The organism is Comamonas faecalis (assembly GCF_039538025.1).
In the GTDB taxonomy this organism is placed as follows: domain Bacteria; phylum Pseudomonadota; class Gammaproteobacteria; order Burkholderiales; family Burkholderiaceae_C; genus Comamonas_C; species Comamonas_C faecalis.
The window spans coordinates 54,182-79,402 of record NZ_BAABBP010000009.1 but is presented as its reverse complement, the minus strand read 5'-3'; the positions used below and the strand labels follow the sequence as shown (position 1 = coordinate 79,402).

The following is a 25,221-nucleotide window of genomic DNA, read 5'->3' as shown; positions in this document are numbered from 1 at the left end:
GCGCCTCCCGCCGCGCCGCCCTTGCACCGCCGTCCGCCCTGCTATACCAGCGTCTCGGCGCGGCGGCGTACCAGCGCCTCGTAGTCCGGCGCCGGCACCGGGGGGCTGAGCAGGTAGCCCTGCCAGGTGTCGCAGCCGCTTTGCTCCAGAAAGGCGCGCTGCGCCTGGGTCTCCACGCCCTCGGCGACGACGCTCAAGCCCAGGCTCGCGCCCAGCGCGATGATGGTGCGCGCAATCGCCGCATCGTTGGGATCGGTGAGCACGTCGCGCACAAAGCTCTGGTCGATTTTGAGCTCCTGCAGCGGCAGGCGCTTGAGGTAGGACAGCGAGGAGTAGCCGGTGCCGAAGTCGTCCAGCGAGAAGCCGACGCCGTGGCCGCGCAGCTGCTCCATCTTGGCGATCGTGTCCTCGACGTTGTGCAGCAGCAGCCCCTCGGTCAGCTCCAGCTTCAGGCGGCGCGCCGGCGCGCCGCTGGCGGCCAGCGCGGCCAGCACCTGGGCGACGAAGTCGTCCTCGTGGAACTGGCGCGGGCTGACGTTCACCGCCACCGAAAGCCGGGCGAGCAGCGGGTCGGCGCTCCAGCGCGCCAGCTGCGCGCAGGCGCTGGCAAGCACCCACTGGCCCAGCGGCAGGATCAGGCCGCAGTCCTCGGCCAGCGGGATGAATTGCGCCGGCGAGACGAAGCCGCGCTCGGGGTGGCGCCAGCGCAGGAGCGCCTCGGCGCCAACGACGCGCCCGCGCTGCACCTTGGGCTGGTAGAACAGCACGAACTGCCCCTGCTGCAGCCCGGCGCGCATGTCCGCCTCCAGCGCCGCGCGCGCCGACACGGCCGCCTGCATCTGCGGGTCGTAGAAGCGCAGCGTGTTGCGCCCCGCGGCCTTGGCCTCGTACATCGCAATGTCGCTGCGCTGCAGCAGCTCGTCGGCCGTCACCTGCTGGCCGTCAAACACCGCAATGCCCAGACTGAGCGTGACGTAGTGCTGCGCCGTCTCGCCCGCGCCGTCGCCGCCCGGCTCTGCGGCGGCAACCGGCGCATCCAGGCGAATCGGCCGCTGCATGGCCTCAAGCAGGCTGCGGCCCGTCTCCTCGGCGCGCCGGGCGGCGGCCTGCGCATCGGCATCGAGCTGGCCCAGCAGCACGACGAATTCGTCGCCGCCCGGGCGCGCCAGCGTGTCTTCGGCGTGCAGGCAGTCGCGCAGGCGCTGCGCCACCTCGCGCAGCAGGCGGTCGCCCACGGCGTGGCCGCGCGTTTCGTTGACGGTCTTGAAGTGATCGAGGTCGAGCATCAGCACCGCGCCGCAGCGCCTGTCGTACGTGCTCTGCGCCAGCGTGCGCTCAAGGCGCTCGCGCATCAGCCGGCGGTTGGGCAGGCCGGTGAGCAAGTCGTTGTAGGCCAGGTGCAGCACCTCGGCCTCGGCCTCCTTGCGCAGGCTGTGGTCGACCAGCACCGCCACATGGCCCTGGCCCATGACCACGCCCGACAGCTCGACGCTGCGGCGAAAGCCGGCGCGCGAGGTCAGCACGAACTCGATGGGACGGATCGCGCCGTCGACCTCATCGCGCGCCGCGTTGCACGCCGCCTCCCAGGCGCCGCGGATGCGCCGGCGCTCGTGCGCGTCGGCAATCACGCTCTCCCACCAGCCGTCGACGCCGCCCACCTGCGCAAGGCTGAAGCCGGTGATCCGCGTGTGGTGCTCGTTCATGTACAGGAACTGCCCGTCCACGACCTGGCACACGCCCACCGGCATGTGCTCCAGGATGCCGCGCAGGCGCTCCTCGCTGCGCTCGAGCAGTTGCTGCACGCGTCTGCGCTCGCTGATGTCCTGCACCACGAAGATGACGTGCTGCAGGTGTTGGCCCTCGACCCGCAGCGGCGAGACCGTGAGCTCCGTCCACACCACATGGCCGTCGCGGTGCAGGTAGCGCTTCTCCATCTGCGCCTCGTCCAGCTCGCCCGCCTGCAGGCGCGCAAGCAGCTGCAGATTGGCCGGCAGGTCGCGCGCGTCAGTGACGTCCTGAAAGCGCATGTGCAGCAGCGTGCGCTCGTCATAGCCCACAATGGCGCAGAACTTCGGGTTGACCCGTACGATCCTGCCGTCGCCCACGCGCACCTGGAGAATGCCCACCCCCGCCTGGCGAAACAGCGCGCGGGTGCGCCCCTCGCTCTCGTGCATCACCGCCTCGGAGCGCTCGGCCAGCGCCTGCGCCTGGGCGCGGCGCAGCACCAGCAGGCTGACCAGCGCGGTGAGCAGCAGCACCAGCGCCAGCGCGCCGCCGGCCAGCATTGCGGGCTGGCGCGCCTCGGACGGCGACAGCAGGCTGGCCGTGGGCCACAGCTGCAGGCGCCACTGGCGCCCGCCCACCTGCACCATGAAGCGCACCAGCTCGGCCTGCGCCGGTGCGACCGGGCCGTCGCCCAGCAGCGCCATGGCGGGCTGGGGCTGGGGCAGGCCCGCCAGGCCCACGTCGTCCAGCGCCAGCGCCATGTCCTGCAACTGGCCGCTGGCGCGCATCGCGTCGACCACGTCGCGCATGCGCAGCGTCACGCCCACGGCGCCCAGAAAGTGCGGCCCGCCGCTCTGCGCCGCGCCGTCCGCGAACACCGGCAGGCGCACGATGATGCCGGTGCGCTCGCTGCTGGCCTGGACGATGTCGAACGGCGCGCTGGCCACCAGCCGGGCGCTGTCCCGGGCACGCTCCATGGATTCAAGATTGGCCGGCTGGGAGTGGTTCTCCAGCCCCAGCAGTCCGTCGTTGCCCTGCAGCGGCCAGAAGAAGTCGACCACGTAGTAGTCGCTGCGCTCTTGCGGCGGGTGGATGGCGAAGTCCCGCGGCAGGCTGCCGTCCAGGTGGGCGTCGGCGCGGGCGCGCGCCTCGAACGCCGTGCGCTCGGCCCCCGCCACCCAGCGCGTGAAGTGCACGTTGCGCACGCCCGGGTGGCGCACCTGCAGGTCGATGCCGGCGGCCGCGCGCTCGAACTGCGCGCGCGTGAGCTGCGGGTCGAGCACCAGCAGATTGCGCATGCCCTGCAGCAGGTCGTCATAGGCTCCCATGCGCGTCTGCAATGCCTGGGCAACATCCCCGGCACGCCGCTCCAGCCGCGCCTGCGCCACCTCCTGCGTGGCCTGCGTCTGCTGCCACCACAACACGGCGCAGCCCGCGACACCCGCCAAAGCCACGCCCAGGCTGGGCAGCCAGCGCCACAGCCAACAGCGCGCGACGGAAGATGGTTTCATGGGTGGAAGGGGACGCCGGCCAATCTACCGACGGGGACGATTATTTGCAAACAATTGTTTCGAATATAACCGCATACAACCATGTTGCGTGTGCATCCCTGCCACAACCTGCGTGGGGAGAATCACCAGCGTCGGTAACTGCGTACCATCGCACCGGTTCATTTTTCAGGAGTGCGCGTGCTGCGCTGGTTTGATTTCTTCGAGGCGCGCGTCGCGCCCTACCCCGAGCCTGAACCCCTGCCTGCGCCGCGGGGGTTTTTTGCCTTTGTCTGGGCCGGCACCCAGGGCATGCGCGGCTGGATTGGCCTGCTGACCTGCACCTCGGCGCTGATGGCCGTCTACGAGGCGCTGCTGTTCGCGCTGATGGGCCGCGTGGTCGACTGGCTGGCGGCCACGCCGCCGGCGCAGCTGTGGAGCGAGCGCGGCGGCGCCATCGGGCTGATGGCCGGCGTGCTGCTGGCCAGCGCGCTGCTGCTGGCGCTGCACACCACGGTGATGCACCAGGTGCTGGCGATCAACTTTCCGATGCGCCTGCGCTGGCTCTTTCACCGGCTGATGCTGGGCCAGAGCATGGCCTTCTACGCCGACGAGTTTGCCGGGCGCATCACCACCAAGATCATGCAGACCGCGCTGGCGGTGCGCGAGGTGGTGTTCCTGGTCGTCGACGTGCTCGTCGGCGTGGGCGTCTACATGGTCGGCATCCTGGTGCTGGCGGCCAGCTTCGAGTGGCGCCTGGTGCTGCCATTTGCGCTGTGGCTGGCCGGCTACACGCTGGCCTGCATCTATTTCGTGCCGCGGCTGGGGCGCATCGGCCAGCAGCAGGCGGACGCGCGCTCGCTGATGACCGGGCGCGTGACCGACGCCTACACCAACATCACCACGGTCAAGCTGTTCGCCCACACGCGGCGCGAGGCCGACTACGCGCGCAGCGCCATGCAGGCCTTCCAGGCCACGGGCGTGGCGCAGATGCGCCTGGTCAGCCGCTTCGAGATCACCAATCACCTGTTGATCACGCTTTTGCTGCTGGGCTCGACCGGCACCGCACTGTGGCTGTGGTCACACGGCCAGGCCAGCGCCGGCGTGGTGGCCGCGGTGGTGGCCATGGCGCTGCGCCTGATGGGTTATTCGCACTGGATCATGTGGCAGATGACCGGGCTGTTCGAGAACGTCGGCACCATCGAGGACGGCATTGCCACGCTGACGCGCCCGCACACGATCACCGACGCGCCGGGCGCGCCGGCGCTGCAGGTCACGCGCGGCGAGATCGCGTTCGAGAACGCCAGCTTTGCCTACACGCCGGACGGGCGGGCGGTCATCGATCACCTGCAACTGCGCATTGCGCCGGGCGAGCGCGTCGGACTGATCGGGCGCTCGGGCGCGGGCAAGAGCACGCTGGTGCATCTGCTGCTGCGCTTTCACGACGTGCAGGGCGGGCGCATCACCATCGACGGCCAGGACATCCGCAGCGTGACGCAGGACAGCCTGCGCGGCGCCATCGGCATGGTCACGCAGGACACCTCGCTCTTGCACCGCTCGATGCGCGAGAACATCACCTACGGCCGCCCGCAGGCCAGCGAAGCCGCGATGCGCGAGGCGGCCGAGCGCGCCGAGGCGGCCGACTTCATCGCCCAGCTGACCGACCGCCAGGGCCGAAGCGGCTACGACGCGCAGGTGGGCGAGCGCGGCGTCAAGCTCTCGGGCGGGCAGCGCCAGCGCGTGGCGATTGCGCGCGTGATGCTCAAGGACGCGCCCATCCTGCTGCTGGACGAAGCCACCAGCGCCCTGGACAGCGAGGTGGAGGCCGCCATTCAGCACAGCCTGGACCAGCTGATGCAGGGCAAGACGGTGATTGCGATTGCCCACCGGCTGTCGACCATTGCCGCGCTCGACCGCCTGGTCGTGCTCGACGAGGGCCGCATCATCGAAGAAGGCACGCACGCCGAGCTGCTGGCCAGGGGCGGCGTCTACGCCCGCCTGTGGGCGCGCCAAAGCGGCGGGTTTCTGGGCGAGGACGCGCCCTAAGCCGGCATCAGCCGCTGCGCCTCGCGCTGGCCCACGTCCTTGAGCAGCGCCCACACGGCCTGCACGCGAGCCAGGTGCTTGGCCTCGGCGGGCATGCTCATCCAGAAGGTGCGGGTAAAGCGCGCCTCGTGGGGCAGCACGCGCGCGAGCGTCGGGTCGCGGTCGGCGACGAAGGCGGGCAGCACGGCCAGCCCCGCGCCGGCGCGCACCGCCTCGTACTGCGCGGTGATGCTGGTCGAGCGCAGGGCAAAGCGCTCGGGCGGGTAGAGCTGGTCGATGAACTGCAGCTCCTGGGTGAACAGCAGGTCGTCCACATAGCTGATGAAGTCGTGGTGGCGCAAATCCTCGCGGCAGGTCACCAGCGGGCGGCGCGCCAGGTATTGGCGCTCGCCGTACAGGTGCAGGCTGTAGTCGGCCAGCCGGGTGACGATGACGGCGCCCTTTCTCGGACGCTCCAGCGAAATGACGATGTCGGCCTCGCGCCGGCTCAGGTGCAGCATGCGCGGCAGCGCCAGCAGGTCGATGGCCAGATGCGGGTGTTTTTGCGCCAGCCGCGCCAGGTGGGCGGCGAGGATGAGCGTGCCAAAACCCTCGGTCACGCCCACGCGCACCAGGCCCGCCGGGCCGTTGGCGGCGGCATCGGCGGGCACGGCGCGCTCGGCACCCAGCACCGCCGCCTCCATGGCCTCGACGGCCGGCAGCAGCTGGCGGCCGGCCTCGCTCAGGCGATGGCCGCTGGCCTCGCGCACGAACAAGGGCGCGCCCATTTGCTTTTCCAGCTGGCGAATGCGCCGCGCCACCGTCGTGTGCTCCACCCCCGTGCGCCGCGCCGCGCCCACCAGCGTGCCGGTGCGCGCCAGCTCCAGAAAGTAACGTAGGTTGTCCCAGTCCACGGCACCCCCTCAATGTGCAAATTTGCAAAGCCAAAGTGCATTCATGGCTATTGAAACATTAATTTTGCACAGATAACATGGGGCTATTCGCTTTATTCAACCCGCAACTTTCGGAGACAACGCCATGGACGCATCCACCTCGGTACAAGCCCCCACCGTCAAGCTCTTGATCAACGGTCAGTTGGTCGAGTCCAAGACCACGCAATGGCGTGACGTGGTCAACCCCGCCACGCAGGAGGTGCTGGCGCGCGTGCCCTTTGCCACGCCCGATGAGGTCAACGCCGCCGTCGCCAACGCCAAGGAGGCGTTCAAGACTTGGCGCAAGACGCCGATCGGCACCCGCGCGCGCATCTTCCTGAAGCTGCAGCAGCTGATCCGCGAGAACATGCAGGAGCTGGCCGCCATCCTGACCGCAGAGCAGGGCAAGACCCTGCCCGACGCCGAGGGCGACGTGTTCCGCGGCCTCGAAGTCGTCGAGCACGCCGCCGGCATCGGCAACCTGCAGCTGGGCGAGCTGGCCAACAACGTGGCCAACGGCGTCGACACCTACAGCGTGCTGCAGCCGCTGGGCGTGTGCGCCGGCATCACGCCGTTCAACTTCCCGGCGATGATTCCGCTGTGGATGTTCCCGATGGCGATTGCCACGGGCAACACCTTCGTCCTGAAACCCTCCGAGCAAGACCCCATGGTCACCATGCGCCTGTGCGAGCTGGCGCTCGAAGCGGGCGTGCCCCCCGGCGTGCTCAACGTGGTTCACGGCGGCGAGGACGTGGTCAATGCCATTTGCGACCACAAGGACATCAAGGCGATCTCCTTCGTCGGCTCGACCAAGGTCGGCACCCATGTCTACAACCGCGCCAGCCTCGCCGGCAAGCGCGTGCAGTGCATGATGGGCGCCAAGAACCACGCCATCGTCATGCCCGACGCGAACAAGGAGCAGTCGCTCAACGCGGTGCTGGGCGCGGCGTTCGGCGCGGCCGGTCAGCGCTGCATGGCGATTTCGGTGCTGGTGCTCGTCGGCGAGGCGCAGAAGTGGATTCCCGAAATCGTCGAGAAGACCAAGGCGCTCAAGGTGTCGGCCGGCACCACGCCCGGCGCCGATCTGGGCCCGCTGATCTCGTGCGCGGCGCTGGAGCGCGTCGAGAGCCTGATCGAGCGCGGCGTGGCCGAAGGGGCCAAGCTCGAACTCGACGGCCGCAAGCCGACCATCGAGGGCTACGCCAAGGGCAATTTCGTCGCGCCCACCATCTTCAGCGGCGTCAAGCCCGGCATGGCCATCTATGACCAGGAGGTCTTCGGCCCGGTGCTGGCCATTGTTGCCGCCGACGACCTGGAGCAGGCCATCGAGTTCATCAACGCCAACCCCAACGGCAACGGCACGGCCATCTTCACGCAGTCGGGCGCGGCCGCCCGCATGTTCCAGGAAGACATCGACGTCGGCCAGGTGGGCATCAACCTGCCCGTGCCTGTGCCGGTTCCGCTGTTCTCGTTCACCGGCAGCCGCGCCTCCAAGCTCGGCGACCTGGGCCCCTACGGCAAGCAGGTCGTGCTGTTCTACACCCAGACCAAGACCGTCACGGCCCGCTGGTTTGACGACAGCACGCTGCACCACGGCGTGAATACGACGATCAGCCTGAAGTAAGGCTCCTCAACTCTTTCCCCCTTTGGGGGAAGGTGGGGTTGGGGGCCAGGAGCGCCGGCGTCTCGCCGGCACAGAAGAGCTGTCGCCAGCCCCCATCCCAACCTTCCCCCACAGGGGGAAGGAGCAACAGCCAAAAAACACAAGGAGACGCCGCCCATGGACTTTGAACTGAGCGAAGACCAGCGCGCCTTTGCCGACACCGCGCGCCAGTTTGCCCAGGCAGAGCTGGCGCCGCACGCTGCCGAGTGGGACGCGCAGGCGATCTTTCCGCGCGACGCCATTGCCAAGGCGGGCGAGCTGGGCTTTTGCGGCCTGTACGCGCCTGAGCGCATCGGCGGCCTGCAACTGCCGCGGCTGGACGCCACGCTGGTCTTTGAAGAGCTGGCCGCGGTCGACCCCAGCACGACAGCCTTCATCACCATCCACAACATGGCCACCTGGATGCTGGGCACCTGGGGCCAGGACGGCGTCTGCTCCACCTGGGGCGAGCGGTTGACCAGCGGGCAAAAGCTGGCCAGCTATTGCCTGACCGAGCCCGGCAGCGGCTCGGACGCGGCATCCATCAAGACCCGCGCCGAACTCGTCGGCAGCGAATACGTGATCAACGGCAGCAAAGCCTTCATCAGCGGCGCCGGCTCCACCGACGTGCTGGTGCTGATGGCCCGCACCGGCGACGCACAATCGGGCGCCGGCGGCATCAGCGCCTTTGCCGTGCCAGCGAATCTACCTGGCATCCACTACGGCAAGAAGGAAGAAAAAATGGGCTGGAACAGCCAGCCCACGCGCCAGATCAGCTTCGACAACGTGCGCATCCCGGCCGACCACCTGCTGGGCCGCGAGGGCGAGGGTTTCAAGATCGCGATGAAGGGCCTGGACGGCGGGCGCATCAACATTGCTACCTGCTCGGTCGGCGCGGCGCAAGGGGCGCTGGCCCACGCCCAGCAGTACATGCAGGAGCGCAAGCAGTTCGGCAAGCCGTTGGCAGCTTTCCAGGCGCTGCAGTTCAAGCTGGCCGACATGGCGACCGAGCTGGTTGCCGCGCGCCAGATGGTGCGCCTGGCCGCCAGCAAACTGGACGCCGGCGCGCCTGACGCGTCCACCTATTGCGCGATGGCCAAGCGCTTTGCCACCGACGCGGGTTTTGACGTGATCAACGACGCGCTGCAGTTGCACGGCGGCTACGGTTACATCCGCGAATACCCATTGGAGCGCCTGCTGCGCGACGCGCGCGTACACCAGATCCTGGAGGGCACGAACGAGATCATGCGCGTCATCATTGGCCGCCGGATGCTCGACGGCGACGCGCCGCAGGCGATCCGCTGACACCGCCCTTCACCCCTATTGCAATCACGACACACAAGGAGACTCACATGCAAATCGCCTTCATCGGCCTGGGCCACATGGGCGGCCCGATGGCCCTGAACCTGCACAAGGCCGGCCACGTCGTGCACGCCTTCGATCTGAACGAGGACGTCTGCGACGCGCTGCAGGCCGAGGGCGTAACCATCGCCGCCAGCGCCATCAACGCCGTGCAGGGCGCCCAGGTCGTCATCAGCATGCTGCCCGCCAGCGCGCACGTCGAGGCGCTCTATCTGGGCCGCCACGGCCAGGACGCGCTGCTGCCCGCCATCGCCCGCGGCACGCTGATCATCGACAGCTCGACGATTGCCGCCGCCACCAGCCAAAAGGTGGCACAGGCCGCGCAGAACGCCGGCATCGGCTTCATCGACGCGCCGGTCTCGGGCGGCGTCGGCGGCGCCGTCGCCGGCACACTGACCTTCATGGTGGGCGGCAGCGACGCCGACCTGGAGCGCGCGCGCCCGGTACTTGAAAAAATGGGCGCCAACATCTTCCACGCGGGCGCCGTCGGCGCCGGCCAGACCGCCAAGATCTGCAACAACATGCTGCTGGGCATTCTGATGATCGGCACCAGCGAGGCGATTGCGCTGGGCGTGGCCAACGGGCTCGACCCCAAGGTGCTCAGCGAAATCATGCGCCGCAGCTCGGGCGGCAACTGGGCGCTGGAAAAATACAACCCCTTCCCCGGCGTGCACGAGAACGCACCGGCCAGCAAGGGCTATGCGGGTGGCTTTGGCACCGACCTGATGCTCAAGGACCTGGGCCTGGCGCAGGAAGCGGCCACCGCGGCGCGCTCCGCAACGCCGCTGGGCGGCCTGGCGCGCGCGCTCTACGCCGCGCACAGCCTGGCGGGCCATGGGCCGGAGGACTTTTCCAGCATCATCAAGCTCATGCAGAAAAAAGCCTGACGGCCACGGCCCACGCCGCAGGCACACACCAACAACGCCAGGGACGGCAGCCGCCGCCCTGGCGTTTTGCTATGTTCAGCGTTTTGCCATCACGATGGATATTCCCATGCGCACTGCTTCCACCCTGGTTCTTGCGGCGACCACCGTCCTCGCCGCTGCCTGCAGCACCGTCGTGCAGGTGCCGCAACAGCCCATCACCTACCGCTGCGACAGCGGCCGCGCCGTGACGGCCAGCTACCCGGATACGGACACCGCGACGGTGGATTACCAAGGCACGCGCCACGCCATGCAGATCGCGGTCTCGGCCAGCGGCGCGCGCTATACCGGCGACGGCTACGAATGGTGGACCAAGGGGGCAGAAGGCACGCTGTTTGGCCACAACGCCGACGGCACGACGGGCGAGCGCATCGAGCTATGCGCCCAGCGCTGACGCCGCCGCACTCGCGTGCAGGCAAATGGCCGCCGCCGCGGCGACGTTGAGCGACTCCTCGCCGCCGGGCTGAATGATTCGGATGCGGGCGCTGGCGCGCTGCAGCAGCGCGTCGGACACGCCCTGCCCTTCGTGACCCAGAATCCAGCCACAGGGCCAGGGCAGATTGGTGCGGTGCAGGTGCTCGCCCTGGTGCGAGCTGGTGGCCAGCAGAGGCACGCGCAGCGCATGGATCGCCGTCTCATCCAGCCCCTCGACCAGGCGCAGCGCAAAGTGCGCGCCCATGCCGGCGCGCAGCACCTTGGGCGACCACAGCGCCGCCGTGCCCTTGAGCGCCGCGATCTGCGTGAAGCCGAAGGCCGCCGCACTGCGCAGGATGGAGCCGGCGTTGCCCGCGTCCTGCAACCGGTCGAGCACCACCGTGGGCGCGTCCGGCTGCAGGCTGCCTGCAACGGGCAGGTCGAGCACAGAACCCATGCCGGCCGGCGACGGCAGCGCGCTGATGCCGGGCCACAGCGCATCGGCGACGACGACGCAGCGCGCCGCCGCCTGCGCCATGGCCGCGGGCGCGCTGTCCCACAACGACTCGGCAAACACCGCGATCGCCGGGCGCCGGCCGCGCGCCAGCGCTGCACTGCACAGGTGCTCACCCTCCAGCCAGACTCGGCCCTGCTTGCGGTAGGCAGTGGTGTCCTGCGCCAGGCGGCGCAAGTCCTTGAGCAGGGCGTTGTCGCGCGACGCGATGAAAGTGGGTTGGGCTGCAGTCATGGGCGCCCGATGATAAGCCGCGCCACTGGCGCGAACGAGCGGCGGTGCTCCTGGCACGGGCCATGCTGCTGCAGCGCCTGCAGGTGAGCGGCCGTGCCATAGCCCTTGTGGCGGTCAAAGCCGTACTGCGGGCAGCGCGCGTGCAATTGCAGACACCAGCGGTCGCGCGCCACCTTGGCCAGGATGGACGCCGCCGAGATGGCCGCCACCCGCGCGTCGCCCTTGACGATGGCCTGCGCCGGCATGGTCAGCGGCGGTAGGCGGTTGCCGTCGACCAGCACCTGCTGGGGCACAGTAGCCAGACCTTCGACCGCGCGGCGCATTGCCAGCATCGTCGCCTGCAGGATGTTGAGCGTGTCGATCTCGGCCACGCTGGCCTGGGCGATGCTGCAGGCCAGCGCGCGGGCCTGGATCCGCTCGAACAGCGCTTCGCGGCGCGCCGCGCTCAAGGCCTTGGAGTCGTTCAATCCCTCGATCGGCCGCTGCGCATCGAGGATGACGGCCGCGGCAAACACCGGCCCCGCCAGCGGGCCGCGGCCGGCTTCGTCCACGCCGGCCACCAGCCCCTCGGGCACCGGCCAGTCAAATACGGCTTGTCCGGCCATTGGTCACCCCAGCAGCTGCGCCACCGCATCGGCAGCAAGCGCCGGCGTGTCGCGCCGCAGGCTGTAGTGCAGCTCGCCAAAGCGCTGTTGCAGCTGCTGCAGGCGGGCATTGCCGGCCTGCACGTCGTCCAGCCACTGCAGTACCGCGTCGGCCAGCGCCCGGGGCGTGGCCGCGTCCTGCAGCAGCTCGGGCACGACGAAGTCGCGGCACAGGATATTGGGCAGGCCCACCCAGGGCTGCAGCTTCTTGCGCTGCATCAGCCGCCAGCTGAGCGGGTGCATGTGGTAGCCGATCACCATCGGCCGCTGGAACAGCGCGGCCTCCAGCGTGGCCGTGCCACTGGCAATCAAGGTCACGTCGCAGGCGGCCAGCACGTCGTGCGACTGGCCGGCGACGATGCGCAGGCTGTCCGCCACAGCGCATTCGCGCGCCAATTCTTCGATGCGCGCGCGCAGCGCCGGCACCGCGGGCACGACCATCTGCAAACCCGGCCGCTCCTGCGCCAGCAGCCGCGCGGCCTGGAAGAACGGGCGGGCGATGTAGGCCACCTCGGCGCGGCGGCTGCCGGGCAGGACGGCCAGCACCGGCGCGTCGTGGTTCAAGCCCAGCCGGGTGCGGGCGGCGGCGCGGTCGGGCTCAAAAGGGATGACGCCCGCCAGCGGATGGCCGACGTAGGTGGCTGCAATGCCGTGCTCGGCCAGCAGCGCGGGCTCGAACGGGAACAGGCACAGCACGTGGTCGGCCGCTGCACGGATTTTCTCGATGCGCTCGGGCCGCCAGGCCCAGATCGACGGGCAGACGAAGTGAACCGTCTTGATGCCGGCGGCGCGCAGGCCCTGCTCCAGGCCCAGGTTGAAGTCGGGCGCGTCGACACCGATGAACACGTCGGGGCGCTCCTGCAACAGGCGCGCGCGCAGCTGCTTGCGGATCTGCACGATGCCCCACAGCCGGCGCACCAGCTCCAGGCTGTAGCCGTGCACGGCCAGGCGCTCGCTGTCCCACCAGGCGTCGAAGCCCTGCGCCGCCATGCGCGGCCCACCAATGCCCATGCTGGCGACGGTGCTCCAGCGCTGGCGAAGGCCGCCCAGCAGCAGGCTGGCCAGCAGATCGCCCGAGGTCTCGCCGGCCACCATGGCCACGCGCGGCGCCTGGCCTGGTGGGCGCATGGAGTCCATCAGCGCGCGATGCCGCGGCGCGAGGCGGCGACAAAGCCGTGCAGCAGCTCGATATCGCCCGCCGCGCCCGGGTAGTCGCCCGTCAGCGCGACAATGCGCGCGAGCGCCGCCTCCAGCGTCAGGCCGTGGCGATACAGCAGGCGGTAGGCCTGCTTGAGCGCCGCCTGGCGCTCGGCCGAGAAGCCGCGCCGGCGCAGCCCCTCGCTGTTGAGGCCGCGTACCGCCAGCGGATTGCCGTCGACCATGACGAAGGGTGGCACGTCCTGCGAGATGTGGCTGGCAAAGCCGGCCATCGCGTGCGCGCCGACATGGGTGAACTGGTGCACCCCGGTCAGCCCGCCAATGATGACGTGGTCGCCCACGTGCACATGGCCGGCCAGCGTGGCGTTGTTGGCCAGAATGGTCTGGTTGCCGACGACGCAGTCATGCGCGATGTGCACATAGGCCATGATCCAGTTGTCGTCGCCGATCGTGGTCACGCCCAGGTCTTGCGCGGTGCCGGTGTTGAAGGTGCAAAACTCGCGAATCGTGTTGCGGTTGCCGATCACCAGCCGCGTGGGCTCGCCGGCATATTTTTTGTCCTGCGGCTGGGCGCCCAGCGACGCGAACTGGAAGATCTGGTTGTCCTCGCCGATCGTCGTGTGGCCCTCGATCACGCAGTGCGCGCCGACCGTGGTGCGCGCGCCGATGGCTACATGCGCGCCAATGACCGCATAGGGCCCGACGGTGACGCTGGCGTCGATCCGCGCCTGCGGATCGACGATGGCCGTGGGGTGGATCAGGCTCACGTCGCCGCGCCGCCTCAGCTGCCCACGTGGCGCATGGTGCACATCAGCTGGGCCTCGGCCGCCACCTCGTCGCCTACGCGGCCGACGGCGTTGAAACGCCAGATGCCGCCGCGCACGCGGTCGATGTTGACGTCCAGGATCAACTGGTCGCCCGGCTCCACCGGGCGCTTGAAGCGCGCACCATCGATACCGACGAAGTAATAGATGTTGCTCTCGTCGGGCACCTGGCCCATGGCGTCGAACGCCAGCAGGCCCGCGGCCTGGGCCAGCGCTTCGAGGATCAGCACCCCGGGCATGACCGGGCGGCCGGGAAAGTGGCCGGTGAAAAACGGCTCGTTGAAGGTGACGTTCTTGATGGCCCGGATGCTCTTGTTGCGCTCGAGCTCGACCACCTTGTCCACCAGCAAAAACGGGTAGCGATGCGGCAGTTGCTTGAGGATGTAGTGGATGTCCATCATTGTGGTCGCGGCGGTGTCGTGTTCTTGCATAGGTGTTCCAGGGCCTTGACGCGTTCGCGCAGCCGGTACAGCTGGCGCAGCGTGGCGGCGTTTTTCTCCCACTGGGCATTGTCGTCCATCGGAAACACGCCAGTGTAATGGCCGGGGCGGTTGATCGAGTGCGTCACGACCGTGTTCGTCGAGACGTGCACGTGGTCGGCAATGCGCAGATGGCCGATGATGGACGCGGCCCCCGCAATCTGGCAATGTGCGCCGATGTGCGTGCTGCCGGCAACGGCCGAGCAGCCGGCCATGGCGGTATGGCGGCCGATGTGCACGTTGTGCGCAATCTGGATCAGGTTGTCGAGCTTGACGCCGTCCTCGATCACGGTGTCGTCGAGCGCGCCGCGGTCGATGCAGGTGTTGGCGCCGATCTCCACGTCGTCGCCGATGCGCACCGCGCCCAGCTGGGCGATCTTGACCCATTCGCCCTGGTGTGGCGCAAAGCCGAAACCGTCGGCGCCAATCACCACGCCCGGATGGATGATGCAGCGTGCGCCAATGCGACAGCGCGCGCCCACGCTCACGCGCGAGGCGAGCACAGTCTGCGCGCCGATCACCGCGCCCTGCTCGACCACGCACAGCGGCCCGATGCTGGCGCTCGCGTCGACCTGGGCGTCTGGGTGGACGACGGCGCTCGGGTGGATGCCCGGCTGCGCAGCCTGGCCCTGGGCGCGCGCCCACAGCTGGGTGAGGCGCGCAAAGTACAGATAGGGCTCGTCGGTGACGATGGCCGCGCCACGCTCCAGTGCCTGCGCGCGCAGGGCCGGCGCGACGATGACGCAGGCCGCGCGCGACTGCGCCAGTTGCGCCTGGTAGCGCTGGTTGTTCAGAAAGCTCAGCTCAGCGGGGCCGGCGCTGTCCAGCGGCGCAATGCCCTCGATGCGCAACCCGGGGGCCGCGCCCTCCAGGCTGCCGCCCAGGGCATCGACGATGTCGGTCAGCAGCAATCCCACGGTTCAGCCGTTTGCAGCGCGCGGTGCGAACAACGGCTTATTTGCCGCCATTCATCGCCTTGAGCACCTTGTCGGTGATGTCGTGCTTGGGGTTGATGTAGACCGCTTCCTGCAGGATGACGTCGTAGTTCTCCGCCTCGGCTACTTGCTTGACGACCTTGTTGGCGTGGTCGAGCACCTGCGACAGCTCCTCGTTCTTGCGTGCGTTCAGGTCTTCCTGAAACTCACGGCGCTTGCGCTGGAAGTCGCGATCTTGCTCGACCAGCTGGCGCTGGCGCGTGTTGCGCTGGTTCTCGGACATGGTCGGCGCGTCGCGCTCGAACTTCTCGGTGGCCGACTTGAGCGCATTGCCCTGATCGACCAGTTCCTTCTCGCGGCGCGAGAACTCCTGCTCCAGCTTGGTTTGCGCAGCCTTGGCGCCATCGGCCTCGCGGAAGATGCGGTCGGTGTTGACGAAGCCGGCCTTGAAGCTTTGCGCCTGCGCGGCCAGCGGAGCGGCCAGCGACAGAGCGCCCACCAGGGCGGCAACCAGGGTGATGTGGCGGGTAAGGTGTTTCATCAGAAAGCGGTACCGATTTGGAATTGAAATTTCTGCAGCCTGTCGCCTTCCTTTTTACGGATGGGCGTGGCGAAAGCCAGGCGCAGAGGGCCAAGGGGAGAGATCCAGCTGATGCCCACGCCAGTGGAGGCGCGCATCTCGTTGGCACGGATGGGATCGTTCTCGCCGAAGACGCTGCCGACGTCGACGAAGGCGAACCAGCGCAGCGTCTTGTCGTTGCCGGTGCCTGGCAGCGGCGCGATCAGCTCGGCGTTGAAGACGGCCAGCTTGGCGCCTCCGAGGTAGGAATAGTTGTCGGGCGAGCACACGGGACTGCCGTCCACGCCCTGGTAGCAGGTCTCGCGCGGCCCCAGGCTGCCCTGGTCGAAGCCGCGCACCGAGCCCAGGCCGCCGGCGTAGAAGTTCTTGAAGATGGGGTATTTGTTGCCTCCCAGCCCCTTGCCCCAGCCCAGCTCGGTGTTGAAGGCCAGCGTCACTGCCTTGGTCACCGGCCAGTACTGCTGGAACTGGTAGTTGGCCTTGACGTACTTCATGTCGCCAGCCACGGACCAGTCGGCATTCAGGCGCTGGTAGCGGCCTTCGGTCGGCGCCAGCGCGCTGTCGCGCGAATCGCGCCCCCAGCCCAGCGTCAGCGGAATCGCGGTGTTGCTCTTGCCCGCGTACTCCTTGTACTGCCACGGCAGGTACACGCCGCGCTCGATGCGCGTCTGCTCGAAGCCCGCGCCCAGGTAGATCGTGTCCAGCTCGCTCATCGGCACGCCAAAACGCACCGACGCGCCCTTGGAGACGATCTTGTACATGTCGCTGGTGCCGATCTTCTCGTCGTCGATGTAGTACGAATACGGGCGCGAGGTGCGGTAGTACAGGTCGAAGGTGCGCGAGATGCCGTTCTGCGTGAAGTACGGGTCGGTCGTCGAGAAGACGATGGTGCGGTTGTACTTGCTGGTGTTGACGTCCACGCCCAGGTAGTTGCCCGAGCCGAACACGTTCTCCTGCTTGATGCCGAACGACAGCGTGACTTTCTCGGCGCTGGAGAAGCCCGCGCCCAGCTGCACCGAGCCAGTGGGCTTTTCAACGACGTTGATCATCAGGTCGACCTGGTCGGGCGCGCCGGGCACGTCCTGCGTCTGCACGTCGACCTCGGTGAAAAAGCCCAGGCGGTCGACACGGTCGCGCGAGAGCTTTATCTTGTCTCCGTCGTACCAGGACGCCTCGTACTGGCGGAACTCGCGGCGGATCACTTCATCGCGCGTGCGGTTGTTACCGCTCACGTGGATGCGGCGCACGTAGGCTCGGCGCGACGGCTCGGCGCGCAGCACCAGCGCGACGCGGTTGTTCTCGCGGTCGATCTCGGGAACGGCCTCGACATGCGCGAAGGCAAAGCCGAAATTGGCGAAGTGGTCGGTAAACGCCTTGGTCGTCTCGGCCACCTTGTCGGCGTTGTAGGGCTGGCCCGGCGCGATGGTGATGAGCGACTTGAACTCGTCGTCGCGGTTGAGGTAGTTGCCCTCCAGCTGCACACCGGAGACGACGTAGCGGTTGCCCTCGGTCACGTTGATCGTGATCGAGATCGACTGCTTGTCCGGCGAGATCGCCACCTGCGTCGAATCGACGCGGAACTCCAGGTAGCCGCGCGCCAGGTAGTACGAGCGCAACGACTCCAGGTCGGCATTGAGCTTGGAGCGCGCATAGCGGTCGCTCTTGGTGTACCAACTCATCCAGCCGCCGGTGTCCTGGTCGAACAGGCCGGTCAGCGTCGACTCGCTGAACGCGTGGTTGCCGACGACGCGGATGTCCTTGATGCGCGCAGGCGCGCCCTCGGTCACGGTGAAGGTGAGGTTGACGCGGTTGCGCTCGATCGGCGTCACCGTGGTCACCACCTCGGCGCCGTACAGGCTGCGGTTGATGTACTGGCGCTTGAGCTCCTGCTCGGCGCGGTCGGCCAGCGCCTTGTCGAATGGCCGGCCCTCGGTCAGGCCGATGTCGCGCATCGCCTTCTTGAGTGCGTCCTTGTCGAACTCCTTGGTGCCGGCGAACTCCACGTCGGCAATCGTCGGGCGTTCCTCAACGACCACGACCAGCACGTCGCCCGTAGCCTCCAGGCGTACGTCCTTGAACAGCCCCAGCGCAAACAGCGCGCGAATGGCGGCGGCGCCCTTCTCGTCGTTGTACTCGTCGCCCACGCGCAGCGGCAGCGACGCGAACACCGTGCCGGGCTCGACCCGCTGCAGGCCCTCGACGCGAATGTCCTGCACCTTGAAAGGCTGCAGCGCCCAGGCGGCCTGGGCCGCAAACACCATGGCGGCGAGGGCCGTGGCCGCGCGCACGCCCAATCGTTTGGAATGAGGTTTCATGGATGAAGCGAAAGCCACCAGGGCAAACAAAAAGCCTGCGGCGTGCAATTAGCCAAAGAGCCGATTGAAATCGTTGAATAGTGCAATGGACATCATCAGCAGCAGCACGGCGATGCCCCCTCGTTGCAGGCGCTCGATCCACGCGTTGGAGACGCCGTGGCCGGTCGCTGCCTCCCAAAGATAATACATCAGGTGCCCCCCATCCAGAACCGGGATCGGCAGCAGATTGAGCACGCCCAGGCTCACGCTGATCAATGCCATGAAGGCCAGGTATTGCGCCAGCCCCATGCTGGCCGAGCGCCCGGCGTAGTCGGCAATCGTCAGCGGCCCGCTGAGGTTCTTGACCGATGCCTGGCCGACCACCATGCGCCCGATCATGCGCAGCGTCAGCGCCGACACCTCCCAGGTGCGCTGGGCGCCCTTGGCGATGCCCTGCCACGGGCCGTAGCGCACCGTGGTCATCGATGGCGGCTGGCCCACATAGGCGCCAATGCGGCCCACGTAGGCGTCGCCGTCGCGCTGCAGCTCGGGCAGCACGTCCAGGTCGATGACCTGCCCGCCGCGCTCGACGCGCCAGGCCTGCGCCAGCGGCTGGCCGGCGCGCACGCTTGCGCGGATCAGCGCGCGCAGCTGCTGCGCGTCGCCCACGTCGGCGTCGCCCACGCGCAGCACACGGTCGCCCGCATGCAGGCCCGCACGCTCTCCGGCGCCGCCGGCCATCACCTCGCCGAGCACCGGCGGGCTGTAGGGCGCAAGCAAACCGATGCGCTGGTACAGCTGGTCGTCGGCCTCGCCGGGGCCGATGTGCGATGTCTGCAGCACCACCTCGCGGCGCGCCGCGCCGGCTTCGGTCTCATACTCCAGGCGCATGTCCTCGCCGCGCAGCGCCGCCTGCGCCAGCTTCCAGCGCAGGTCGTCGAACGACGCCACCGGCTCGCTGGTGCTGCTGCCGCCCATGGTCGCGGCAATGACGTGCTCGCCACCCTGCAGGCCGGCCTGCGCAGCAATCGAGCCGGCGGCGGGGCGCGCCAGCCAGGCCTGGGGTTCGGGTACGCCCATCCAGTTGACCACGCTGTAGAGCACCACGGCCAGCAGCAGATTGGCCAGCGGCCCGGCGGCGACGATGGCCGCGCGCTTGCGCAGCGGCTGGTTGTTGAACGCCAGGTGGCGCTGCGCGGGCGGTACCGGCGCCTCGCCCTCGTCGAGCATGCGCACGTAGCCGCCCAGCGGAATGGCGCCGACGACGAACTCGGTGTCCGCCCCCTTGCGCTGCCAGCGCAGCAGCGGGCGGCCAAAGCCGACCGAGAAGCGCAACACCTTGACGCCGCAGGCGACGGCCACGCGGTAGTGGCCGTATTCGTGCACGGCGATCAACACGCCCAGCGCAACGACGAACGCGACGATGGTCAGAAGCATGGCGGGCAGTTGTTGGAGGTCAAGCGGTATCAAGCCCGTATGGATCAAGGGCGCGCGCGCCAGTTCCCCACACGGCGCCTGTTCAGGCGTCGGCCGCCGTGGCCGTCACTTCGACCGCAGCTGCTGCGGCAGGCGTGGGCGCCTTGAACAGGGCCGCGACCTTGCGCCGCGGCTTGATGTTGGCCGACAGGCCGGCGCGCGTGGCCACCCTGGGTGCCGCTTCCCAGCCGGGCTGATCCGCCGCCGCGCTGGGCTCGTAGGGGCGGTCGAAGAAGGGGTCGCGCGCCGTCGGTGCGCGGTGGTAGGTGCTGCCGCCGCTGCTGCGCGCGCCGCGTCGGGCGGCGCCGCCTCGCTCGTCGTCGCCCCAGCTGCGCCGGCTGTCGTGCGAGCGCCCGCGTGGGCGCTCGCCGTCGAGCGCCAGCGCTTCGACCTCGATTTTTTTCTTGATCAGCTTCTCGATCTCGGCGACCGAGCGCGCGTCGCTGCTGGCCACCAGCGTCACCGCCAGGCCCGAGGCTCCGGCGCGGCCGGTGCGGCCGATGCGGTGCACATAGTCCTCGGCGTTGAACGGCACGTCGTAGTTGAAGACCGCCGGCACGTCCTTGATGTCCAGGCCGCGCGCGGCGACGTCGGTGCACACCAGCAGGTCGACCTCGCCGGCCTTGAAGGCTTCCAGCGCCTTCAGGCGCTCGTCCTGGCTCTTGTCGCCGTGCAGCGCCGCGGTTTTCAGCCCGTCGCGCTCCAGCGCCCGCGCCAGGCGCGCGCAGCCAAGCTTGCTGTTGACGAAGATGAAGGCCTGCTTGAGCGCTCGATCCTTCAGGATCTGGCGCACCGCGCGGCGCTTGTCGTCATCCTGGGCGCTGAAGAAACGCTGCTCGACGGTGGACGCGGTCTCGTTGGGACGCGCGACCTCAATGGTCACCGGATCCTGCAGATAGCTCTTGGCCAGGCGCTTGATCTCGGGCGAGAAGGTGGCCGAGAACAGCAGCGTGGTGCGCTCCTTGGGCAGGTAGCTGAGGATGCGCTGCAGGTCGGGCAGGAAGCCGATGTCGAGCATGCGGTCGGCCTCGTCCAGCACCACGTATTCGACCTGGTTGAGGATGGCGTTCTTGGCCTCGATGTGATCGAGCAGCCGCCCGGGCGTGGCCACCAGCACCTCGACACCTTTCTTCAGCTCCAGCGTCTGCGGCTTCATGTCCATGCCGCCAAAGACGACGGCGGAGCGCAGCTTGGTGTACTTGGCGTACTGGGCCACCTGCTGCGCGACCTGGTCGGCCAGCTCACGCGTGGGCAGCAGCACCAGCGCGCGCACCGGGTGGCGCGCTGGCGATGCAGAGCTGTTTTCGTGCTTGAGCAGGCGCTGCAGCAGCGGCAGCGAGAACGCCGCCGTCTTGCCGGTGCCGGTCTGGGCTGCGCCCATCACGTCCTTGCCCGTCAGCACCACAGGGATCGCCTCGGCCTGGATGGGCGTCATGTTCTCGTAGCCCATGTCGGCCACGGCGCGCTGCAGCGGATCCGCCAGCGCAATCGAAGAGTAGGGTTGTGTCATGAACCCGTGATTGTCGCATTGCAACAAAAAACCGGCAAATTCTTCCGCAACACGATGGGAAAGCGTCTGCCGCGCACGCAGTCGTGCCGCCGGCTATTGCCTGGTTTCGAGGAAGCGAAACGGCTCGGCCGCCTGAAAGTGCGCGAGCGCATCGCCCGCGTACACCCTGGACTGGTTCGGCCCCAGATCCAGTTTCAGGGTCTTGCCGGTTTCGGCCGAGAAATCGACCTTGCGGGTGTCGACCCAAAAGGTGTTGGGCGTGACCGCCGACTCGAAAAAGTAGAGTCCGCGCTTGTGATCCGCCACGGTGCGCCAGCGTGTCGACGAGATGTTGGGCTGATCCGGCGTGTTGATGCCAAACGGCACCGAGACGTTGCGGATCACGCTGAACGCGGTGGCCACGGCCACATCGGGCAGCAAATCCCTGGGCACCGCATCCATGTAGAACTTGGCGCGCGCAAAGCGGTCGGCCGCGCGGTTGGTGCCGGGCAAAAACACCGTGCCGCCGATGTTCTTCCAGTACTGCTCCAGCGCCAGCTGCTCGTCGAACGTGGGCGAATTGGTCATCACGTTGTAGTCGCGGCTGTGGTGGATGACCGGCCTGCCCTTGATGTATTCGACGATGGCGCTGTCGCCCGTGGCGTCCGACAGCGACAGGTGCAGCGTCGCCAGGCGCTGCTCGCCGGGCACCTTGTCGGTCACCACGACGAACGGTTCTTGGCGCAGCGCCGCCACCGCCTCGGCCACGGTGGCGAAATTGTCGAGTGCGTATTGCGCCCACAGCGAGAGGCTGAGCGTTCTCTTGCCAGCGGTCTCGACCGGGTATTCGGATTCCACCAGCCACAACAGATTGGCGCTCAGGCCCTTCTCGTTCAAGCCGTCGGTGGTGGCGATGTCGTAGCCGGTCGCCACTACGCTGCCATAGCGCGAAGTCCACTCGACCGAGGCCGGGCCGGCCGCACCGTTGCGCCGGGTGCCGCGCGGCAAAATCCACAGGTTGGTGCCCACATCGACCTTCCAGTCCATCGAACGCGTGGTGATGACCTGTCCGTCGTCGCCCAGGTAGACCGCACGCGTGCAGGCATCAGCCGCCGTGGTGGCCGCGGCTGCAGCCAGCGCACACAATGCAAAAATCCAACGCAGTGATTGCTTGTTCATCGAGTCTCCCGACGTCATAAAGGAAAACGCGCCCGAAAGCGCCCGCGCGCTCCGGACATGTCGCCCGGTATTTCACCAACCCTGTCACCGAGATGCGCCGCTCGCCCTTAGAGCGTGTTTACGCTCTTACAACGCGGCGGCGTTGAAGGTGTCGCACGACTGCACGCTGCCCGACCGGTAGCCCTGGTTGAACCAGCGCACGCGCTGCGCGCTGCTGCCGTGGGTGAAGGCGTCGGGGCGCACGGTGCCAGTCTGCTGGCGCTGCAGCGTGTCGTCGCCAATCTGTTGCGCCGCATTCAGCGCCGACTCAATGTCGCCCTGCTGCAGCCAGCCGCGTGCCTGCTGCGAGTGCTGCGCCCACAGGCCGGCGTAGCAGTCGGCCTGCAGTTCAAGGCGCACCGACAGGGCATTCTGCTCACGCTGGCTGATGCGCCCGCGCATCGAATCGACCTTGGCCGTCGTACCCAGCAGGGTCTGCACGTGATGGCCGACCTCGTGAGCGATGACGTAGGCGCGGGCGAACTCGCCCGGCGCGCCCAGCTGGCGGCTCATGGTGTCGAAGAAATCCATGTCCAGGTAGACCTTGTGATCGCCCGGGCAGTAGAACGGCCCCATCGCGCTTTGACCCGTGCCGCAGGCCGTGGGAGTGGCGCCGCGAAACAGTACCAGGCGAGGAGCCTGGTAGCGCGCGCCGCCCTGCGTAAAAATCTGGCCCCAGACGTCTTCGGTCGACGCCAGCACCGTCGAGACAAAGGCCGCCTGGCGGTCGTCCTGCGGAGGTTGCTGTGCCGGGCCCTGCTGCACCTGGGGCGCGCCCTCGCCCGACAGCATGCCGATGGTGGTCAGCGGATTGATGCCGAACACGCCCCAGCCGACCAGCGCGATCACGATGGTGCCGATGCCGATCGAGCGCCCGCCCAGGCCACGCCCTCCGCCGCTGGCGCGGCGGTCTTCGACGTTGTCGGATTGGCGGTTGCCTTCCCAGCGCATGGCCGTGCTCCGTGTAGATGGGGGCGGTGCGTCAGGTGCGCGGCAGCGTCACACCGTGCTGGCCCTGGTATTTGCCGCCGCGGTCCTTGTAGCTGACTTCGCAGGGCTCGTCGCCCTGGAAGAACAGCACCTGGGCGCAGCCCTCACCCGCGTAGATCTTGGCCGGCAGCGGCGTGGTGTTGCTGAATTCGAGCGTCACATAGCCTTCCCACTCGGGCTCGAACGGCGTGACGTTGACGATGATGCCGCAGCGCGCGTAGGTGCTCTTGCCCAGGCAGATGGTCAGCACGTCGCGCGGGATGCGGAAATACTCGACGGTGCGCGCCAGCGCGAAGCTGTTGGGCGGAATGATGCAGGAGTCGCCCTCGAAATCGACGAAGCTTTTCTCGTCGAAGTTCTTCGGGTCGACCACGGTGCTGTGGATGTTGGTGAAGACCTTGAACTCACGCGCGCAGCGGATGTCGTAGCCGTAGCTGCTTGTGCCGTAGCTGATGATTTTCTGGCCGTCGGCCTGGCGCACCTGGCCGGGCTCGAAAGGCTCGATCATGCCGTGCTCGGCCGCCATGCGGCGTATCCATTTATCGCTCTTGATGCTCATCGGGTCAGACTCCTGGCGCGCATTCTGCCATGCGGCCTGCGCGCGCCAGGCGAAAACGCCGCTGTCCGGGCATCACGGCGCCACCGGCGCGCCGCCCTCGTACCAGCGCTTGAACAGGTCGACCTCCTCGGACGTGAGCGCGTCCGGGTTGCCGAACGGCATCTTGCGCAGCTGCACGACCTGTTGGTAGATCTGCTGGGCGTGGCTCTTGACGTCCTCGGGCGTGTCGAACTTGACGCCTTTTTGCTGGATCGTCGCCTGGCTGTGGCAAACCAGGCAGTGCTGCTGCATCAGGTCGTGGATCTGCGCATAGCCCACCGGCTCGCCACTGGCGGCCAGCGCCGGCTGCGGCGCGGGCTTGAGCCACGCCAGCACGCCCAGCAGCACCGCGATGCCCACGGCCGCATAGGGCCAGGGATGCGGATTGCGGCCAAGCTTGAAGCCGTGGCGCATCACGAAGAACTGGCGGATCGCCGCGCCGGCGAACATCATCAGGATCAGCACCAGCCAGTTCTGGCCATGGTTGTAGAGCCAGCCGTAGTGCGTCGACAGCATGGCGAACAGCACCGGCAGCGTGAAATAGGTGTTGTGCACGCTGCGCTGCTTGCCGCGCTTGCCATGGATGGGGTCGACCGGCTGGCCGGCCTTGAGCGCCGCCACCACCTTGCGCTGGCCAGGAATGATCCAGAACAGCACGTTGGCGCTCATCGCGGTGGCCAGCATCGCGCCCATCAGCAAAAACGCCGCCTGGCCGGGAAAGAGGTGGCAGGCGAGGTAAGCGGCGATGCACACCAGCACCAGGACCAGCGCGCCGACGGTGGCGTCGCCATGTTCTTTTTGGCCCCAGATGCGGCAGATCGCGTCATACGCCAGCCAGAACACGGCGAGGAAGGCCAGCGCCGCGACCACGGCCATGGCTGGCGACATGATGGGGTTGGACGGGCTGACCAGGTAGATGCCGGCGTTCCACAGATAGGAGACCGCCAGCAGCGCAAAGCCCGACAGCCAGGTGGTGTAGCTCTCCCAGTAGAACCAATGCAGATGGTCGGGCAGCCTGGGCGGCGAGACGTTGTACTTGACCGGGTGGTAGAAGCCCCCGCCGTGCACCGCCCACAACTCACCGGTCACGCCGTCGCGGCGCATCTTCTCGTCAACCGGCGGCGTCAGGCTGCTGTCGAGAAAGACGAAGTAGAAAGAGGAGCCAACCCAGGCAATGGCGGTGATGACGTGCGTCCAGCGCAGCAGCAGATTGGCCCAGTCGAGCAGATAGCTTTCCATGGTGTTTCGCGCTTGTGTGCTGCTCACCACCGCGGGGCG

The 25,221-nt window shown here is 68.1% G+C and carries 21 protein-coding genes; 5 read left to right on the top strand and 16 right to left on the bottom strand.

All coding sequences use genetic code 11. The annotated features are described in order from the left end of the window. Positions 1-41: 41 nt before the first annotated feature. Positions 42-3,236, bottom strand: coding sequence for a bifunctional diguanylate cyclase/phosphodiesterase (locus ABD767_RS06930; protein ID WP_344868947.1), 3,195 nt, complete (start codon positions 3,234-3,236; stop codon positions 42-44). Positions 3,237-3,407: 171 nt separating this feature from the next. Between ABD767_RS06930 and ABD767_RS06925 the strand changes: the two genes are divergently transcribed. Next, a complete protein-coding gene (locus ABD767_RS06925; RefSeq protein ID WP_344868945.1) occupies positions 3,408-5,258 on the top strand; it encodes an ABC transporter ATP-binding protein in 1,851 nt (616 codons plus the stop codon). Here the strand turns inward: ABD767_RS06925 and ABD767_RS06920 are convergent. Further along, entirely contained in the window at positions 5,255-6,151 is an 897-nt protein-coding gene (locus ABD767_RS06920; RefSeq protein WP_103043819.1) for a LysR substrate-binding domain-containing protein, read from the bottom strand. The two genes, ABD767_RS06925 and ABD767_RS06920, sit on opposite strands and share 4 nt — an antisense overlap. A gap of 124 nt (positions 6,152-6,275) precedes the next feature. Here ABD767_RS06920 and ABD767_RS06915 point away from each other — a divergent pair, with 124 nt between their 5' ends. The 4 genes from ABD767_RS06915 to ABD767_RS06900 all read left to right on the top strand — a co-directional run bounded on the left by ABD767_RS06915 (position 6,276) and on the right by ABD767_RS06900 (position 10,490). After that, positions 6,276-7,793, top strand: coding sequence for a CoA-acylating methylmalonate-semialdehyde dehydrogenase (locus tag ABD767_RS06915; RefSeq protein WP_103043818.1), 1,518 nt, complete (start codon positions 6,276-6,278; stop codon positions 7,791-7,793). 156 nt (positions 7,794-7,949) lie between these two features. After that, on the top strand, positions 7,950-9,116 hold the full coding sequence (locus ABD767_RS06910) for an acyl-CoA dehydrogenase family protein (RefSeq protein WP_103043817.1): 1,167 nt from the start codon (positions 7,950-7,952) through the stop codon (positions 9,114-9,116). 47 nt (positions 9,117-9,163) lie between these two features. After that, positions 9,164-10,060, top strand: a complete 897-nt coding sequence (gene mmsB / locus ABD767_RS06905; protein ID WP_103043816.1) for a 3-hydroxyisobutyrate dehydrogenase — start codon at positions 9,164-9,166, stop codon at positions 10,058-10,060. A gap of 106 nt (positions 10,061-10,166) precedes the next feature. Then, entirely contained in the window at positions 10,167-10,490 is a 324-nt protein-coding gene (locus ABD767_RS06900) for an MliC family protein (RefSeq protein ID WP_344868940.1), read from the top strand. Here the strand turns inward: ABD767_RS06900 and ABD767_RS06895 are convergent. The 14 genes from ABD767_RS06895 to ABD767_RS06830 form a co-directional block, all read right to left on the bottom strand. Continuing rightward, entirely contained in the window at positions 10,473-11,258 is a 786-nt protein-coding gene (locus ABD767_RS06895; RefSeq protein ID WP_103043814.1) for a TrmH family RNA methyltransferase, read from the bottom strand. The genes ABD767_RS06900 and ABD767_RS06895 overlap by 18 nt on opposite strands. After that, positions 11,255-11,863 carry a ribonuclease HII gene (gene rnhB, locus ABD767_RS06890; RefSeq protein WP_103043813.1) on the bottom strand — a complete coding sequence of 203 codons (609 nt, stop codon included), beginning with the start codon at positions 11,861-11,863 and terminating at the stop codon, positions 11,255-11,257. The genes ABD767_RS06895 and rnhB overlap by 4 nt, the downstream gene beginning before the upstream one ends. 3 nt (positions 11,864-11,866) lie before the next feature. Next, on the bottom strand, positions 11,867-13,030 hold the full coding sequence (gene lpxB, locus ABD767_RS06885) for a lipid-A-disaccharide synthase (RefSeq protein WP_344868937.1): 1,164 nt from the start codon (positions 13,028-13,030) through the stop codon (positions 11,867-11,869). Between the two features lie 8 nt (positions 13,031-13,038). Next, the gene (gene lpxA / locus ABD767_RS06880) at positions 13,039-13,827 is read right to left on the bottom strand and encodes an acyl-ACP--UDP-N-acetylglucosamine O-acyltransferase (RefSeq protein ID WP_103043812.1); all 789 of its coding nucleotides are present in this window, start codon (positions 13,825-13,827) and stop codon (positions 13,039-13,041) included. A 14-nt stretch (positions 13,828-13,841) separates the two neighbouring features. Beyond that, on the bottom strand, positions 13,842-14,285 hold the full coding sequence (gene fabZ / locus ABD767_RS06875) for a 3-hydroxyacyl-ACP dehydratase FabZ (protein ID WP_103043811.1): 444 nt from the start codon (positions 14,283-14,285) through the stop codon (positions 13,842-13,844). Next, on the bottom strand, positions 14,282-15,280 hold the full coding sequence (gene lpxD / locus ABD767_RS06870; RefSeq protein WP_103043810.1) for a UDP-3-O-(3-hydroxymyristoyl)glucosamine N-acyltransferase: 999 nt from the start codon (positions 15,278-15,280) through the stop codon (positions 14,282-14,284). The genes fabZ and lpxD overlap by 4 nt, the downstream gene beginning before the upstream one ends. A gap of 37 nt (positions 15,281-15,317) precedes the next feature. Further along, a complete protein-coding gene (locus tag ABD767_RS06865) occupies positions 15,318-15,839 on the bottom strand; it encodes an OmpH family outer membrane protein (protein WP_103043809.1) in 522 nt (173 codons plus the stop codon). Further along, positions 15,839-18,193 carry an outer membrane protein assembly factor BamA gene (gene bamA, locus ABD767_RS06860; RefSeq protein ID WP_103043825.1) on the bottom strand — a complete coding sequence of 785 codons (2,355 nt, stop codon included), beginning with the start codon at positions 18,191-18,193 and terminating at the stop codon, positions 15,839-15,841. Before bamA ends, ABD767_RS06865 begins: the two co-directional genes overlap by 1 nt. Before the next feature lie 48 nt (positions 18,194-18,241). Next, complete coding sequence (gene rseP / locus ABD767_RS06855; protein ID WP_103043808.1) at positions 18,242-19,609, bottom strand: RIP metalloprotease RseP; 1,368 nt, start codon at positions 19,607-19,609, stop codon at positions 18,242-18,244. Between the two features lie 82 nt (positions 19,610-19,691). Beyond that, positions 19,692-21,158, bottom strand: a complete 1,467-nt coding sequence (locus ABD767_RS06850; RefSeq protein ID WP_103043807.1) for a DEAD/DEAH box helicase — start codon at positions 21,156-21,158, stop codon at positions 19,692-19,694. Between the two features lie 93 nt (positions 21,159-21,251). After that, positions 21,252-22,316 carry a linear amide C-N hydrolase gene (locus ABD767_RS06845; RefSeq protein ID WP_103043806.1) on the bottom strand — a complete coding sequence of 355 codons (1,065 nt, stop codon included), beginning with the start codon at positions 22,314-22,316 and terminating at the stop codon, positions 21,252-21,254. A gap of 126 nt (positions 22,317-22,442) precedes the next feature. Then, positions 22,443-23,306: a KPN_02809 family neutral zinc metallopeptidase gene (gene ypfJ / locus ABD767_RS06840; RefSeq protein WP_103043805.1), complete on the bottom strand. Its 864-nt coding sequence runs from the start codon at positions 23,304-23,306 to the stop codon at positions 22,443-22,445. Positions 23,307-23,337: 31 nt separating this feature from the next. Next, positions 23,338-23,904, bottom strand: a complete 567-nt coding sequence (dcd, locus tag ABD767_RS06835) for a dCTP deaminase (protein ID WP_103043804.1) — start codon at positions 23,902-23,904, stop codon at positions 23,338-23,340. Between the two features lie 72 nt (positions 23,905-23,976). Then, entirely contained in the window at positions 23,977-25,182 is a 1,206-nt protein-coding gene (locus tag ABD767_RS06830; RefSeq protein WP_103043824.1) for a urate hydroxylase PuuD, read from the bottom strand. Positions 25,183-25,221: the final 39 nt, after the last annotated feature.